Origin of the sequence: Chryseobacterium arthrosphaerae, from assembly GCF_001684965.1 — a bacterium.
Lineage (GTDB): Bacteria > Bacteroidota > Bacteroidia > Flavobacteriales > Weeksellaceae > Chryseobacterium > Chryseobacterium arthrosphaerae.
In genome coordinates this window covers 998,343-1,013,996 of the sequence record NZ_MAYG01000001.1, presented here as the reverse complement: position 1 = coordinate 1,013,996, position 15,654 = coordinate 998,343, and the positions used below count along the sequence as shown (strand labels likewise).

Genomic DNA, 15,654 nt, shown 5'->3' with positions numbered 1-15,654 from the left:
TAAATATTATTAAATACTTTTTCATTACTTAAGGAAATGTCGTTTCAGTTCTTCTATTTTATCCAATCCTATTTTTACTTTTCTTTTTGCTGTATCATGAGCGTGAGCAACAGGAGTAGGATGATATAATTTATTCAAAAAAGCAGGATCTTTAGATACTCTATTAACCCAATTTTCGATCTCTTGATCCATCCAATTTACAGCTCTGGGATGCCTGGAATAGGTATTTTGCACATAAGAGACCAAATTGGATCCGTTAGGATCTGATACCCTTCCTTCCCAAATATCTTTCATACGCTGACCTACATCCTTTACGGCAATTGTAGCCAATATAGCAGCCAATCCGTTTAACGGATTCTCATGGGCATCTTTTCCAATCTGGGTATGGGTAGGGTCTTCTCCATAATTTACATTGGTACCGTGCGTCTGGGCTTCTTTAATATCATCATCTACTGATTCTATCAATATATTAAAGACTACATTGGTAAAATTCATTAAAATTTCTCCCATATAATGTGATACAAAACCTAAACTTCTCATAACCCAGCCAACAGCATCTTTTCTTTGTTTCTGTGTAGTCATCCAGTCTGAAAGTTCCAATAATTTTTTATAGTATTCAAAAAGATCTACAGAATCCATTCCAAGATACTGTACACTTTTCTGTGTAGGGTCTTCTTTCTGTCCCTGTGCAAGGTCTTTCAATACAGTATAAATCGTTTGCTGTCCAAAAGTTCTCTCCCCGGGATTGCCTACCTCATAACTAGAAAAGCCTATAGGCAGAAGCATATCTGCCATTTTCGGAACTACACTGGCACAGGTATCATCCAATAAGAATTTACCTGTCACAACAGGAATTTTTGAATAATCTGTACCCTGCCGGTTCTGTACCCATGGATACACTTTTTTAAGGTGTTCGAAGCCCTTTTTTGTCCAGCCTAATTTACATAATGATAATTCAACAAAATTAGTATGTGAAAAATAATCCTCCAAAACATGCAGAGCGGCTCCAAAATGTCTGAATCCATCCCTATTTTTTCCTTTCATTACGGCAAGCCTTAGCTGATTGGACATATATGAATCTGATGACGGGCGTAAGGGATCTGCCTTTATCATTGTTTTCTCACCCATTTTTCTCTGGGCATCTTCATCATCTCTGTAAATATAATATTTCTGTCCAAAGCTGTTGACTCTGAAGCATTCTTCGCTCTCTCCAATGTAGAAACTTATCTCCTCAAAGCCTCCGGGAACTTCTCTTTTTACACGGGTCTCATCGTATACAGCCTGAGGTTCTCTTTCTAAACCTCTCGGATTATCAATATGCTCTTCAGGACGGTAGATCCCTAAAATATCTTTGGTAAGCTGTCCGTATGTAGCTCTGAAGCGCTCGAGATGTTTAACGTAATTTTCGGTTTTAATTTTGTCTCCTCCTTTGGTATACACAAATTCTTTGGCTGCAAACAGCTCTATAATCTCTACCCAGCCATCATGAGAAAATTTAGCTGTATTCCCTGCCTGGATATGCTGGGTTCTGCCCTTTGTCTTTTCATTATGATTTTCTACTACGGCTCTCACCTCCTTCGTAAAACGGATCGTGAAAGGAACCAAGACCTGAGACACATCCCGAAGCCAGTTTCCATAATAGATCTGTAAAATTTCGGATTGTTGAAATCCTACTTTAGATAATGCATCCATCTCAATTCCACCATGGGTGCCGTGGGCAAAACCAAAACCAAAATTTTCAATATCATCCTCATTGGGATCATCGTCGTACCATTGATCCTGATTGGCATACTGAGAGAGATCCTGACTTTCTTTTTCAAGATCTAAAATAAGTTTACCCTTGTATTCTGGTATCTCGGCCTCAGCAAATTCCAGTTGGGGGGTCTTGGCAAGATCAACTGTTAAAAAATAGTAGGCAAATTTGGCTCCCTCATCTATTCTGTCTTTATCTTCCTTTCCATTGGTAGCATAATCGGTACGCAAAAGATTATCTATATGATGACCATACTCTTCCAGTAATGCAACCATTAATTGTGCCTTTACTTCATTGTCTTTAACTGCCTCTTCTACAAATCCTTTACTTACCAATATTTTTTTCCGTTTATTGGTATAATTGGCTTTATAATTTTTAATAGGATCTTTTGTGACGATAATCTCAGGAGGTTCCAGCTTATCATCACATAAATCTTTATAAAGCTTTCCTATAGCTTCCACTTCAATCTCCTCGCCAAAAATCTGCAGCATAAGAAGTATGAAAGTCATTTCGGACAGCTCTTTTGCCGTATTTTTCAATTGCTCATGGGCCAGCGGGCTTTTCAATTTATATTCAGTCGGTTCATATACCAAATCAGGAAAGTCAGGTGTACCATAGACAACCCCTTTTTCATCTCCCTTTTGAATAACTTTTGTAGCGCCATTATTCACAATGGAGCCTCTTGAAAATATAAAATGATCTTCATGAGTTACTTTGGTAAGTTTACCTTTTACAATACGTGTCCTACTCATATACCAATCGTTTAAAAGTTATTACTTTTCTCCCCGCTATTATTTTTTACTTCAACTTTCGCATTTTGATGAATAGTTCCATTGCTTGAAGAGTTTTCAACTTCCCCTGCATATTCTTTTCTTTCTTTTTTCACTTCACTCTGTACATCACCTTCAATTACTTCCGTCAGTTTCCCGGCAATCATCATACTGGCATCTCCCACTACAGAAGTTATCTTCATGGCACCGATACTTTGTGAACTGTTCATGGTAATACTTTCTGTTTTATTCATTCCCACGATGTTACTCTGGTCAGCGCCTACCGTAGTATTCATATTCTGGCCCACATTCACTGTAAGATTCTCGCCAACGTTGAAGGTCATATTTTTAGGAGCAGTAACGGTAATATTGCCTTTCCCATCCATTAAATAAGTATTTCCGCTTGGGTCTTCAATAAAAATACTGCCTTCCGCATCGTTAAAAATCACTTTGTTGCCGCTCCGGGTCTGAATAGATTTGATATGGTTGTTTACTCCGCCGCCTAATCCCACCTGACCATGGAACATTCCTCCCATCGCAAAAGGAAAATCCGGATGATGATATTCAAAACCAACCATTACCTGATCTCCTACTTCAGGAACCGCAACATATCCTCTGTTTTGGGTGATCTGATCTGTACCTCCGGCATCCGGGCTCATCATCCTGATAAATTGGGTGGTATTGCTTTTTTGCCAGTCAAACTGTACCTGTATACGTCCCTGGTTCAATGGATCTGTGTTCGAGATAACGGTTGCGATCTGAGGCTCAGCTTTAGGCACATGGAAATCCGGACGTGGAAGAAAACCTGTGTCTGCAGCAATAGATTCAAAATATCCGTTATAATATCCTCGGGCATCCACTTCATGGGTTACTTCCGTCAGCATCAGCTTGGTAAAATAGGAAGTATCATTAGTATCGGTTTTACGCATTTCAAGATCTACAATACATCCCGGGTATAAAAACGGAACAGTCATAAACCCTGAGGTAATGAAAACCTCAGCAGCCTTGCTTCCTGTAGTTCCTTTCTGGGATGAATCAACATCCATGAAGGTAGAAGCATTGATAGGTGCAATTCTTAATGATGGTGTTTTAAAAGTATTTTCTGAGATTTCATAGGCTCTTCTTGCAATGTCTGAAGTATGGCTTACTTTGGACGCTCCGGTAGTCAGCTTTTCGTGCTGACTGCTGTTGTAGCCGTAAAATGTAGGATTAACGTGCTGTGCCTTCATTTTGATCTTCACATCGCTCAGGTTACTTCCGTAAACAAGTTTTACCGGTTTTTCCTGTGGCGGAAGCTGTCCGAAGTGAAGAATTTCCCCATCGTAGAAAAACTGTTCACCATAAGATTCGGCAATTCTTGCCAGGTAATTATAATGGGTCTCTTCGTATTGAGAACTGTAAGGTACATTTCCATAGCGGGCATCTACCCTGAAATCAAATTTTTCCTGTCCCAGCCCTTCCTTGATCACCTCACTGGCAATACTGTTCAGACTGATCGGCTGGCTTCCACCAAAACTCTGAATATGCGGGGCCGCATCCAAAAGAATCGTCGGGCTGAAACCTGTCAGCACAATATTCCCCAGACTTCCTTTTTCCTGACTGAAGCCCACCTCGGTAATAACCCCTACAAAGTTTCGTTCAGGACCTCTTTCAACATCTTTATACCTGAAAATAACGGTAATTCTTTTTCCTAAGAAGCTTTGTGCCTCTTCAAGATTATGATTTTCAGCACTTCCTAAGGTATCATGGGCAAGAATAAGATCAAATTCATGATGCTTTACCGCACTTTGCTTAAGTTTAAAATGTTTGAAAAATTTAATAGCTTTACCTTCTACGAAGATTTCCAGCTTCACTACCCTGTTGATTCCTGCAACGGCATTGTCGGGAATTCCCTGGGCGTTAAATATTTTGGAAGTAGGTTGTTTTGACCACACTTTATCTTCAGAAACAGTAGGATTATTGGTATGCATGGTCTTGCCCATGAACTTTGCTGTAGTGTCTGATGTATGGGCAGAATTTGTATTTATTTTCTTTTTGGAAAGATTCTCATTGGGTTCCTTAAACATGGTATAATTTTTTTGCTGGTGTGTTTATATTTTTTCTGGAAAAATACCAGAGAGATACGGCCGTTCATTCAAAACAGTTCAGACAAATTACTTACCGGCTCCCATGTATTATTTGTCGGTACAGAGCTGTTTGTATACATTCATATCAGGCAAATCGGCTAATGCTTTTTTATGCTTAATATGATTATTCTCAATGGTTTATTATGCTATTCATTCCTATATTTTATGACTTGATAGGGCTAATATATCACCATAAAAAATCACGGCAAAATGAAATAGGCTTTTTTTGAAAAATTGTAGTAATTCTACGATTTTTGAGATTATAAAAATATTATCTTCAGATCATTACAAAACCTGAAAAAGATTCCAGACATTTATAAAATTATTTAAAATGCCCAAAGTACGCTAATTTTCAGGTATAAAAAGCTGTCAAACGGCTACGAACACTGAAACGGGGATCAGACCAGCAGATCAATCAGGATGTTTTTTGTTTTTTTATGGAGGCAATTTTATCCAAATACTGAACCTGAGGATTTTCTTGCAGAATTGGCTATTGTAAGCCAGAAATAAAATATCAAAAAGGCAGGGAGCTGGAAGGAGGCAGGGTTTTATTTTTTAATTGTATTGATTGTTGTTCCAAAAATCTGATCCCCTTAATAACTTCCTTCTTCAAGCTCCCGGCTGTCTGTCAGCTACAACAATTATTCAAAAACTACATAGTTTACCTTATCTACTCCTGTATTTCCTGTTTTCTTATCGTAAGCGTACAATATCAGCTCATAATTTCCCGGTGTATTGATGAGATGGTTCCCTTCAAAAAGGTTCGTAGAAACCAGAGACATATCAACATTTTTAATGACTTTGCCATCTTTTTTAAGGATTCCTTTTACTTCTATTTCATCGGAGTTCCATACCCCACCTTTATCAATTACACAGCCACACATCATAACAATATTGGCCTGAAACAGGAACGGTTTGTCTTTGATGGTGTTCAGAGCAATATACTGATGGGTTCTTGGTTTCAGAATATCAATAATATATCCCGGAATTTCCAGAATAAGTCCTTCTCCCAGGATGTCTTTTCCGGGAATCAGCCATAGTTCTGTAGTTACTGTGGCTTGTGCCTGCCTGCTGTTCAGGGGTGAAATAACTTCTACGGTAACAAATGTGGGTTCATCTATGTCAATATTGGCGATAAAACCTCCGGTTTGTTCGTCTGCAATTGAATTACCTCTGATTTTAGGTGTTTTCATGATCAGATCGGTATTGCCTGTGCTTCCGGTTGTATTACCTTCTGCCAGAATTTTCCCGTTTAGTTTGTTTCTTACAATAATATGAGCCCCTCCCAGTGAAGTCCCTATAAATTTAGCGTCCCTTGCCTTTGCTCTGATCATCACTTTTGTTTCTGTAGCGGAAACCATCAGATTACCCAAAAGGAATGCAGCAATAAGAATAAATGTTTTCATGAATGTATTGATTTTAAGTATTGTTGTCTGAATCTGTTGTAAAATGATTCACTCTTAAGCTCCTGATCTATACTGTCCAGATAAGACAGAATCGCAAGATCTTCAGATAACAGCTGGAGAATTGCCTTTTCACAGCTGTCCCAGATTTTTTCCAGCTGAGGAAGCATCTCTATGGCTTTCGGGGAAAGTGAAATGATCTGCTTGCGTTTGTCCGTACGGTCTTTTTTGATAAGCAGATAGCCTTTGTCTGTCATCTTTTTGACAATCACTACTACGGAAGGATGGGAATACCCCAAAGGCTCCGCAATATCCGTGATAGAGATCTCTCCTTTCTTCTGCAACAGCATCAGTACAAGATACCAGTTGGGTTCTACATCTATTCCGAATTCTTTATAAAACTTCCTGACATCATGAGACATCCGGCCACTGATCCTTTTAAGCCTGCTATCCAGTGCTTTATAACCAAGCTCTTTAATAAAGTCAAAATCCATAGTTCAATATTTGCTGTAAATATAAAAAAAAATACAGCTAACTATATAGTTAACTATATAATTAGCTGTATTAATTTAATAATAAAATCATAACACTATAATAATCAATAATATAAAATTAAAAACAATTGAATTATTGTTTCATTTTTAAGCATTAGAAAGCTATTTTCTATTCTCTTCACCTGAACTTTTTCCTGTATTCACCAGGCGTAACTCCTCTGTATTTTTTAAATAATCTGGAGAGGTGACTTTCATCACTGAACTGAAGTTCATAAGCAATCTCACTCAACCGTACACTGCTGTATTTTAAATAGGTTTCAGCAAGTTTAAGCCTATAGTCCAGTAAATAATCCTGATAAGAAACTCCGGTCTGCTGTTTAAAATACTCACCAAAATAGTTTCCGGAAATTCCAAAATGACCGGAAATAGCTGGAATACCTGTTTTTTCCCTATCCTTTACATGCTGTTGAATATAAGTAATGATCTTCATGATGGAAAATGCTTTCCTGTTCTCCTGCAGATCAGAAGTTTCACTTTTAATGATATTACGGGCAATAAGATTCAGTAAAATAGAAATACAGTTCCGGATAATAAGATAATCTTCCGTCTTGCTTCTGAGCTCCCTGGCAATCTGCACGATCAAAGTTCCGGCAAATTTCTCATCATCCTTATTACGGAATACACATCCGGCTCTCGCATGGTAATTATTACTTATATACCTTAACTTATACAGGTTCTCACAGCTTTCGATACGATCCGCTTCCATCCTAATTTTATCAATAAATTCCATTGGACACTGGATGGTGGTAAGTATGGCATTTTCGCTTTCAAAACGATACGTTTCATGTTGAGGAATAATAAAAAGTTTACCTTCCGTAAAATCAATTCTTCTTTCATCATAGGTCAGACTACCCTTTCCTTTTACAACATATACCAGTGAAAGAAAAGCTTTTGCTTTAAAAACAGCCTCATCTTCCTTCAATTGTATTTCCCGGACATCGATGCCTTCAAGATCTGCTCCTTTCATTTCTGCACTCTATTTTTTCCTCCAAAAATACAATTTTCACAGAACTTCAAGAGGTTAATTTTGCATAAAAAAATTATGAACACCTATCCGAAACGCTGGCAGGCACTCCAGTTTCTTGTTGCCGGAGCATTTCTATCTCCGCTGGATTATTTCATTGTCAATATGGCATTACCCTCTATAAAAAAAACATTCAGTGCCAGCGATCATCAGCTTCAGATGGTGGTTGCTATTTACGGGCTCACTTATGCAGCGCTTGTTGTCTGCGGAGGGAGGCTTGGAGATTTGTATGGCAGAAAAAAAGCTTTTACATCAGGTTTATATATCTTTTTGCTGTCTTCTCTTGCGTGTGCTCTCTCTCCTGATATTACCTGGCTGATTATTGCCCGGATGTTTCAGGGTGTTGGTGCATCTATGCTTGCCCCTCAGGTATTGGCTTCTATAAAAGTCTTATTCAGCAGCCGGGAACAACCGAAAGCAATAAGTATTTTCAGTGCTGTTTTCGGGCTGGCTTCTGTCATCGGACAATTGCTTGGCGGGTTGCTTCTCAGTATGCACTGGGGAAATTTTTCCTGGGAAATGGTATTTCTTGTTAATGTTCCGGTAACCCTCATCTGTATTTTGGGTATTCATTTCACCATGGACAATAACCATAGAGAGGAAAATACAGGAATAGATCTTCCAGGTTCCCTGTTGTTGATACTGGCTTTACTGATGCTGATCTGTCCTTTGATTTTCGGACAAAAATACCACTGGGCATGGTGGATATTTGGGGTTATATTTACAGGAATAATCCTATTGGCCGTTTTCCTTAAATATGAAATATACAGGCTGAAACACGGACAATCCATACTCATCGATGTCAGTTTGCTGAAGAACCTTCCTTTTGCATTAAGTCTGATCATCATCTTTTTTTACAATTTTACATCCGGTCTGTTTATCTGCTATCCCTATTATCTTCAACAATTTCTTCATCAGAATTCTATGCAGGCAGGACTTGCTATCGTTCCCTATGGAATCGCTTTTTTTATTGGTCCTTTGATCATGCCTAAACTCAAGCTACCTCTCTATAAAATGATTTTCATAGGTTTAGGATTACTGATGACAGGGTTTATCTCAAGTGCAATTGCTTTTTATATTCTGCAAAAACCTTCTCTGATTACAACTATAACATTATTCATAGCAGGATTAGGTCATGGCACCATTATGCCTGTAATGATGCGGACAGCGATTTCAACCGTATCGGGAAGTCAGGTGGGACAGGCATCAGGTCTGATCAGTATCGGAATACAGATAGGCAGTGTAACCGGAGGAGCCATTATCGGAACTGTATTTTTCAACATGATCAAAACATTGGGGTTTCCTGAAGCATTTGCTTCAGCCATTGCCCTGATTGGAGTTTTTCAGATTATGGGAACAGGAATCAGTATTCGATTAAAAAAATATATCTGTGTCTGAAAATTGACAAAAAAATCAAACAACAAGTAAAAATAATTATATTTAAATCTATGAGCAACAAAGAAAAAATTATCGAAGAAATAACGGAATTCCATAAGAATATTGAAAAATGGTTCCGGGGAGACTCTGAGAATCAGACCGCTCTTTACCAAAATCTGGTTTCAGGATTTTCAAAAGATTTTAAAATGATCAACGGAAATAGCGATATCGTTACCTTAGATATGCTTTCTGAATGGCTACCAACAGTATTTGGAAAATTTCCCGGGCGCAGCATTCAGGTTGAAAATATAGAGATCAGCTATTCTGATCATCATGGATTGGCAACTTATACAGAAATTCAGGTAACCGGAGACGCAACCAACAAAAGAAAATCATCAGCCGTTTTTCTTTTGGATGAAGAAAAAGCTTCCTGGCTGCACCTTATTGAAGACCGGATAGAACGGTAAAATCCGAATACAGTCCGATGATGTGTGCAAATACTACATTGGACTGTATTTTTAAAATAAATAAATTTATAACTGATCAGAAAACAGATCACTTTTTATTTCTGAATATTTCCATCTGTCCGGCAATTACTGCCAGCAGAATACCAAAACACGCAAAAAGACCATAGGAATACCTGAGATCAAAAGCCTCAGCAATATATCCGATCAAAGGAGGTCCCATCAGAAATCCTAAGAACGAAATACTGGATACAAAAGACAATGCAATGCTGGGCGCAACTGTACTCACCTGTCCCACGGCACTGTAAACCGATGGAACACTCAGAGACCCTCCGAGACCAATGATCATAAAAGCAATAATGCATATCCATAATTCCGGAAAGAAAACGCTGAGGAAAAGACCGCAGCTCATCAGGAGACCACAGCCCTGCAAAACGGTCTTTTTTCCATATTTTTCAATCACACGGTTTCCTGCAAATCTGCCTAAAGTCATCATGAAGATAAAGCTTGTATATCCCAGGATGACAAGTCCATCCGGTGCTTTTACAATTGTCTGAAAATATACTCCGCTCCAGTCGAACATAGCACCTTCAATAGCCATGCTTAAAAACCCGATCACTCCAAGCCCTACCAAAGTAGGGGTTACTGTTTTAAAAATAGATTGCCTTTGCGGTTCAACCTTATGGATGATATTGGTTAAATTTCCTTTGCCGTACATCCATAGCACTGCCACCAGGATAAAAATGAATACGAAATGATAAAAAGTCCCTACATGGATATTAATCGCCAATAATCCTACAACTGCTCCCACCAATCCTGCGAGGCACCAGGCACCGTGATAAGAGGAAAGAAGTGTTCTTTTGGTGATCGATTCTATTTCAATCGCCTGCGTATTCATCGCAATATTGCACAGATTCCCGGAAACTCCAAAGAAAAAAAGAACCACAGCAAGCGCCCAGTAAGATGGTGAAAGCCCGATCAGCAACAGAAAAACAGGATACAGCAAAAAACAGCTTTTAATAATCCGGCTGCTTCCGAACCTGCTGATCAGTTTTCCGGCAGGAACCATAGTAAAAAGCTGTCCTATCGGCATCAGCAGTAATAGAGTTCCCAGCTCCGCTTCACTGATTGAGAGCGCATTTTTGATCACCGGGATCCTGCTGGCCCAGGAAGAAAAAACAAGCCCGTGGGCAAAGAAAAGTAAAAAGCAGGCTGCAGGCATTTTCGTATTGTAAGATTCTCTATCGTGCATTTTGACTGTTATTTGATTCAGATTTCCGGATGCGAAGTTAGGCACAGTTCACCAATAAAATATATTCCATTTTTGATATTTTATATTCCATTTTAAACACTGCAGAGAAAAAGAAAAATTTACTGCTTACATTTGATCACTGGAAATAATGTATAAGCATTCTGAGAAGTAACCATCTCCATCATGATAGATATTAAGCCAACATTCGAAGGGTTATATATTGAGAAATATAAAGCAAATGATATCAAAGCGTTTGATCAAAGAGCCGGAAAGCTCCATAAACTGATATTCTGCTTTGTTTCAGAAGGTGCTCTGGATTTTCAGATCAGTACCTTTCCTTTTAAGATCGGGAATAATTCGGTCATTATGCTTCTGCCTGATACGGATCTGGCTGATGTTTCCTGTAGTGATGATCTGGATATGACCGTTTTTTTCATTTCGTTGGATTTTATCAGTTCTTATAGTTTTCTGACCGTTCTGCTTGCCAGTGAAGAAATTAAGCTCAATCCGGGAATACGGATGGGGTCTCCGGCCGGAAAGCTCATTTGGTCAACGGTAAAACTGATAGAGGAATACCATTATCAAACAAAAGAAGAAAGTACTGTAGAAGCTGTACAATATCTGCTTTATGCACTTCTTGAAGTGATTTCAAAACTTTATCTTCCGGTTATCAAAGACAACAGCCTTCTGCAGACCCGAAGCAAAGATATTATAGACCACTTTTTTGAATTACTGAATGAGCAGGGACATCTGCAAAGAAGCGTGATCTTCTATTCTGACCAGCTCCATCTTTCTCCTCAGTATCTGAGCAGTCTGATCAAAAAGGAAACCGGAAAGCCTATTAAACAGTGGATCAGCTACATGGTGATAAAACATGCCAAAGAACTCCTTAAGACCACTTCCCTTTCCATCAAAGAAGTCAGTAACCGGCTGCAATTTGTAGACTCTTCTCTTTTTTGCAGATATTTCAGACGATGCACAGGGATTACAGCCAATGCATACAGACAAAATTATAAGATCCGGAAATAACCGGAAAATATCTTGTATAACAGATTGTGGCCATTTTTCTCTTTTTTATTTTTTGTAAGTTAGCCCTTTGAAAAAAGAAAACATCCATGATCAAAAAAACGTGTTTTGCATTGGTGATCGTCACCTCATTCATCCAGTGTAAAAAAGAAAGTGTTTCAAACAATATTCAGACAAAAGATACTGTTAAACAATTCCATACGGAAAATAAAGTAATAGAAACACAGGATGAATCTCCGGCTGAAACCGTAAAAACATTTCTCAAATGGTACAGGGATCATGAGCAGGAACTTGATCAGTTCGCTACTGTAAAAGGAGGAACCATTGCAGAAAAAGATGAAGCAGCCAATTATGAGGTGGATTTTGATGAGGTGGAAAAGGAATTAAAGTTCCTTAGAAATACAGGTTTATTCTCATCCCACTTCCTTTCTGCTTACCAACAGCATTACAGGGACGGAGATCAATATTTCAGGCAAAACCCGGCAAGCGATGGCCCACCGGTTAATTTTGATTACAATTATTTCTTTCTCACCCAGGAAGACTATCAGGCTGATCTCAAAAACATAGACCGCATAAAATTGACATTGAAGCCTGCAAATGCCCAGCTATGTTATGTAGAATGCCATCTGGAACACTGCGGGATGAAACTCAGATACACACTGATCAAAAAAGATCACTGGATGATTGACTCTATAGAAAACATAAGCTAGAGAAGCATTTGAATAAAAAGGCAGAGACAGTATGAGTTTCATACTGTCCCTGATTGAAAAACTTCCCCAAACCGAATTTTTACTTTATTTTTTAATAATTTTTTTCGAAACGGAACCTCCTTTTTTCAGTTCACCCTGAAGGATATACACTCCTTTCTGAAGCTTTGAAATGTCTATATTCTTAGGATTCTCTGCTGTTAAAACAACTTTTCCTTCCAAAGACATCACCTTTATTTTCTTAATATCTTCTTTTGATGTTAAACTGATCATATCTGAACCAGGATTCGGGTATACGGAAATACCTTCTTTTTCAGCATCCAAATCAACAGTAGACAACGCTCCCGCAGCTGGATAAGAAATGCTTTTTGTGACATTGGTAGTTCCGTTAAATGTAAAAGTATTGATTGCAAAATTAAATACAATTCCTGCACTCTGGCTGATCCACATATAGGATTCATTGGTATAGGTGAAAGGACCGGGTGTTTGCGTACCCGTTCTCATTCTTTTGATTCTCAGAACATTGGAATAAGTCCCTGTAGGAGTTGTAATCGTACCATAAGCATCTGCAGTATAGTCTACCTGCCCTGTTTCGGCTGAGCTTCCTGTACCGCCTGTTGTGCTGATCTGATAATTATCGGTAAACTGCTGCAGGTAAGTAGCCGGAAATTTAAAATCAATTAAAGGATCTGTATAGGTCATTGTAATATCTCCCAATCCTACACCTGCATACGTTCCCAGCATTCTGGCTTCGGTATCCGTGATAGAAACAAAGTCATAGGTATCGGAAAGTGTCGGTTTGGTAATCCTGTTGGCTTCAGGAAACCTGAAACAGTTGGCTTCCCCGGGGCATACATTCATAGTAGAGGTAGAAGTATTGGCTCCTGCATAGGCAGAAAAATCCCAGTTCACATTAGCGCCCGAAGGACCGGGAGTCGCCGTCAGCGCTACATCTCCGGCTTTAAATGTAACAGGTATATTGATTCTTTCAATGGCAGATCTTGTAATGGAAGGCTGTGCATACGCTGCTATTCCTGCAACAAGAAATAAGATAGAATTTAGCTTTTTCATATTATTTATTTTTAAAATTGGATGTGGAGTCTCATTGTACCTGCAAATTTACTTCCCATTACAGTGGCTATCAATCCTGAAAAAAAAGTATTTTCATCTACCTGAAATCCGGTATTTTTTATACGGTGGTAAATGATTACATTATGGCAAGCACATCAAAAAATATCCGGCCTCTCGGACCGGATATTTTTTTAATTAAAAGACTGCCTGTAGCTTAAAGGGGTTTCATCAGTTTTCTTTTTAAACAGTTTATTGAACGATTGCGGATGTTCGAATCCCAGTGCATATGCTACCTCAGAAACTGAAAAACTGGTGGTTGTAAGGTATTCTTTAGCTTTTTCGATCAGCTTTTCATGAATATGCTGCTGTGCATTCTGTCCGGTAAGGTTTCTTAGCATATCACTCAGATAATGTGGGGAAAGGTGAAGGGCAGAAGCAAGAAATTCCACTGTAGGAAGCCCTTTCGTCAATGTTTCCTGCTGGTTGAAGTAATCTTCCAGTATATGATCCATTTTAGCTAACAAATCGCTGTTTACGGCTTTTCGTGTAATGAACTGCCGCTTATAGAAACGGTTGCTGTAATTGAGAAGCACTTCAATATAGGAGATGATCACATCCTGTGTCACTTCATCAATGGCAGTGTTCAGTTCATTGGTAATACTGTCCAGAAGCCCCGTAACAGTAGTTTTTTCCTGATCTGACAAGTGAAGGGCCTCATTCGTATCATAAGAAAAGAAACCGAAGTTTTTGATATTCTTTGCCAGCGGATAGTTCCGGATAAAATCAGGATGCACCAGTAAAGTATACCCGCAATATTCAGCACCTTCATCTGTTGAAAGAATCTGGCCGGGTGAGGTAAACATCATTCCGCCCTCATTAAAGTCATAATAGCCTCTTCCGTATCCCATTTTACCGACCGTGGAGTATTTATAGGAAATTTTATAAAAATTCAAAATAAAGCTTCTGCTCAGCATGTCTTTACTGATGGTCATTTTGGTATTGTCCACAAGGCTTACCAGGGGATGAAGCGGCTTAGGAAGCTGCAGCAGGTCATGCATCTCTGAAATGGATGAAATTTTCAGGGGACTGTTGTCTCTCTTTTCCATGATATAAATGTAAGTTATTTAAGAGAAATGATCATCTCAAAAAATCAGTAATTATGTATCCAGCCCTGAAATTACAAAGCCCTTGAAATGATCAGTATTTTATATGAACTGTTTACCCAATTGTTCCCTGAAAACTTCGTCTCCCAGTTCAAGACGCTGGGCGTACAAAGCTTTTGCATCTTCTCCCGCCACATATCTCAGTTGTTTTTTACCATCCGTAGCGGCTTCATAAACCACTGCTGCAATCTGTTCAGGGGTGGAAGCGGCATCCATCATACCTTCCATCTTAGAAAACTTGGAAGCTGTCATTCCTTCATAGGCCTGGCTTGTTGCAGTGTCTAAAGACCGGCTGACGAAATCTGTTTTGATTCCTCCGGGAGAAACTGTTTTGATATCAATACCCAACGGATTAAGCTCAAAAGCAAGGCTTTCGCTCCAACCCTCCAGGGCCCATTTTGTAGCATGATACGTAGAGCTTAAAGGAAAGGTGATCAGTCCGCCTATGGAAGTTGTAGCGATAAACATTCCGTTTTTTCTTTCTCTGAAGTAAGGAATAAAGGCCTGTGTAACACGGATTACTCCCAGCAGATTCGTGTCCAGCTGTTTTACGATCTGCTCATCCTTCAAAGCTTCCAGCGGTCCTATAAGCCCATATCCGGCATTGTTAAAAACCACATCAATATCCCCGGTCTCAAGTGCCTTATTTACCGTAGATTTTATCTGTTCAGGGTTGGTAACATCCAGTGGAAGCACCGTTACATTATCCAACGAAGCCAGGTCTGCATCAGCATCGGGATTTCTCATCGTAGCAATGACGTTCCACCCTTTACTCTGAAATAACTGAGCGGTTGCTTTTCCCAATCCTGTAGAAGCACCCGTTATAAAAATTGTTTTCATTTTTTCTTTGTTTAAAATTACATGACAAAGGTCTGCAATAGGAAAAAGGGTGATGTTGCCAAAACGGATTAAGCTGTAGCCAAAACGGATTTTACCTCACTCTTTCATTCATCCTTTTTTTGTA

13 protein-coding genes are annotated in these 15,654 nt (G+C 39.0%); 4 read left to right on the top strand and 9 right to left on the bottom strand.

What is annotated here, in order from left to right; all coding sequences use genetic code 11:
• Positions 1 to 24: 24 nt before the first annotated feature.
• From BBI00_RS04495 to BBI00_RS04475, 5 genes are all read right to left on the bottom strand, one after another.
• On the bottom strand, positions 25 to 2,505 hold the full coding sequence (locus tag BBI00_RS04495) for an HET-C-related protein (RefSeq protein WP_065397647.1): 2,481 nt from the start codon (positions 2,503 to 2,505) through the stop codon (positions 25 to 27).
• Between the two features lie 11 nt (positions 2,506 to 2,516).
• The gene (locus BBI00_RS04490) at positions 2,517 to 4,589 is read right to left on the bottom strand and encodes a type VI secretion system Vgr family protein (RefSeq protein ID WP_185116314.1); all 2,073 of its coding nucleotides are present in this window, start codon (positions 4,587 to 4,589) and stop codon (positions 2,517 to 2,519) included.
• Positions 4,590 to 5,290: 701 nt separating this feature from the next.
• Positions 5,291 to 6,055: a hypothetical protein gene (locus BBI00_RS04485; protein ID WP_065397646.1), complete on the bottom strand. Its 765-nt coding sequence runs from the start codon at positions 6,053 to 6,055 to the stop codon at positions 5,291 to 5,293.
• Complete coding sequence (locus tag BBI00_RS04480; protein WP_065397645.1) at positions 6,052 to 6,546, bottom strand: MarR family winged helix-turn-helix transcriptional regulator; 495 nt, start codon at positions 6,544 to 6,546, stop codon at positions 6,052 to 6,054. Before BBI00_RS04480 ends, BBI00_RS04485 begins: the two co-directional genes overlap by 4 nt.
• A 178-nt stretch (positions 6,547 to 6,724) precedes the next feature.
• Entirely contained in the window at positions 6,725 to 7,573 is an 849-nt protein-coding gene (locus BBI00_RS04475; RefSeq protein ID WP_065397644.1) for an AraC family transcriptional regulator, read from the bottom strand.
• A 75-nt stretch (positions 7,574 to 7,648) separates the two neighbouring features.
• On the opposite strand from BBI00_RS04475, the gene BBI00_RS04470 reads away from it, so the two are divergent.
• Together BBI00_RS04470 and BBI00_RS04465 are read left to right on the top strand one after the other, a co-directional pair.
• Entirely contained in the window at positions 7,649 to 9,028 is a 1,380-nt protein-coding gene (locus BBI00_RS04470; protein WP_065397643.1) for an MFS transporter, read from the top strand.
• Positions 9,029 to 9,078: 50 nt separating this feature from the next.
• The gene (locus tag BBI00_RS04465; RefSeq protein WP_065397642.1) at positions 9,079 to 9,474 is read left to right on the top strand and encodes a hypothetical protein; all 396 of its coding nucleotides are present in this window, start codon (positions 9,079 to 9,081) and stop codon (positions 9,472 to 9,474) included.
• 88 nt (positions 9,475 to 9,562) lie between these two features.
• Here BBI00_RS04465 and BBI00_RS04460 read toward each other — a convergent pair whose 3' ends face one another.
• The gene (locus BBI00_RS04460; RefSeq protein WP_065397641.1) at positions 9,563 to 10,723 is read right to left on the bottom strand and encodes an MFS transporter; all 1,161 of its coding nucleotides are present in this window, start codon (positions 10,721 to 10,723) and stop codon (positions 9,563 to 9,565) included.
• A gap of 183 nt (positions 10,724 to 10,906) precedes the next feature.
• On the opposite strand from BBI00_RS04460, the gene BBI00_RS04455 reads away from it, so the two are divergent.
• Positions 10,907 to 11,752 (top strand): helix-turn-helix domain-containing protein, encoded by an 846-nt coding sequence (locus BBI00_RS04455; RefSeq protein WP_228394713.1) that lies wholly within the window; start codon positions 10,907 to 10,909, stop codon positions 11,750 to 11,752.
• An 86-nt stretch (positions 11,753 to 11,838) separates the two neighbouring features.
• Complete coding sequence (locus BBI00_RS04450; protein WP_065397640.1) at positions 11,839 to 12,459, top strand: hypothetical protein; 621 nt, start codon at positions 11,839 to 11,841, stop codon at positions 12,457 to 12,459.
• Between the two features lie 84 nt (positions 12,460 to 12,543).
• On the opposite strand, the gene BBI00_RS04445 is transcribed toward BBI00_RS04450, so the two are convergent.
• From BBI00_RS04445 to BBI00_RS04435, 3 genes are all read right to left on the bottom strand, one after another.
• Positions 12,544 to 13,527, bottom strand: a complete 984-nt coding sequence (locus tag BBI00_RS04445) for a T9SS type A sorting domain-containing protein (RefSeq protein WP_065397639.1) — start codon at positions 13,525 to 13,527, stop codon at positions 12,544 to 12,546.
• A gap of 191 nt (positions 13,528 to 13,718) precedes the next feature.
• Positions 13,719 to 14,633 (bottom strand): helix-turn-helix domain-containing protein, encoded by a 915-nt coding sequence (locus BBI00_RS04440; RefSeq protein WP_065397638.1) that lies wholly within the window; start codon positions 14,631 to 14,633, stop codon positions 13,719 to 13,721.
• Positions 14,634 to 14,732: 99 nt separating this feature from the next.
• The gene (locus tag BBI00_RS04435; RefSeq protein ID WP_065397637.1) at positions 14,733 to 15,530 is read right to left on the bottom strand and encodes an SDR family oxidoreductase; all 798 of its coding nucleotides are present in this window, start codon (positions 15,528 to 15,530) and stop codon (positions 14,733 to 14,735) included.
• Positions 15,531 to 15,654: the final 124 nt, after the last annotated feature.

Coding starts and splice junctions, on each gene's coding strand:
- BBI00_RS04495 (WP_065397647.1), bottom strand. CDS start 2,505: ATGAGTAGGACACGTATTGTAAAAGGTAAACTTACCAAAGTAACTCAT.
- BBI00_RS04490 (WP_185116314.1), bottom strand. CDS start 4,589: ATGTTTAAGGAACCCAATGAGAATCTTTCCAAAAAGAAAATAAATACA.
- BBI00_RS04485 (WP_065397646.1), bottom strand. CDS start 6,055: ATGAAAACATTTATTCTTATTGCTGCATTCCTTTTGGGTAATCTGATG.
- BBI00_RS04480 (WP_065397645.1), bottom strand. CDS start 6,546: ATGGATTTTGACTTTATTAAAGAGCTTGGTTATAAAGCACTGGATAGC.
- BBI00_RS04475 (WP_065397644.1), bottom strand. CDS start 7,573: ATGAAAGGAGCAGATCTTGAAGGCATCGATGTCCGGGAAATACAATTG.
- BBI00_RS04470 (WP_065397643.1), top strand. CDS start 7,649: ATGAACACCTATCCGAAACGCTGGCAGGCACTCCAGTTTCTTGTTGCC.
- BBI00_RS04465 (WP_065397642.1), top strand. CDS start 9,079: ATGAGCAACAAAGAAAAAATTATCGAAGAAATAACGGAATTCCATAAG.
- BBI00_RS04460 (WP_065397641.1), bottom strand. CDS start 10,723: ATGCACGATAGAGAATCTTACAATACGAAAATGCCTGCAGCCTGCTTT.
- BBI00_RS04455 (WP_228394713.1), top strand. CDS start 10,907: ATGATAGATATTAAGCCAACATTCGAAGGGTTATATATTGAGAAATAT.
- BBI00_RS04450 (WP_065397640.1), top strand. CDS start 11,839: ATGATCAAAAAAACGTGTTTTGCATTGGTGATCGTCACCTCATTCATC.
- BBI00_RS04445 (WP_065397639.1), bottom strand. CDS start 13,527: ATGAAAAAGCTAAATTCTATCTTATTTCTTGTTGCAGGAATAGCAGCG.
- BBI00_RS04440 (WP_065397638.1), bottom strand. CDS start 14,633: ATGGAAAAGAGAGACAACAGTCCCCTGAAAATTTCATCCATTTCAGAG.
- BBI00_RS04435 (WP_065397637.1), bottom strand. CDS start 15,530: ATGAAAACAATTTTTATAACGGGTGCTTCTACAGGATTGGGAAAAGCA.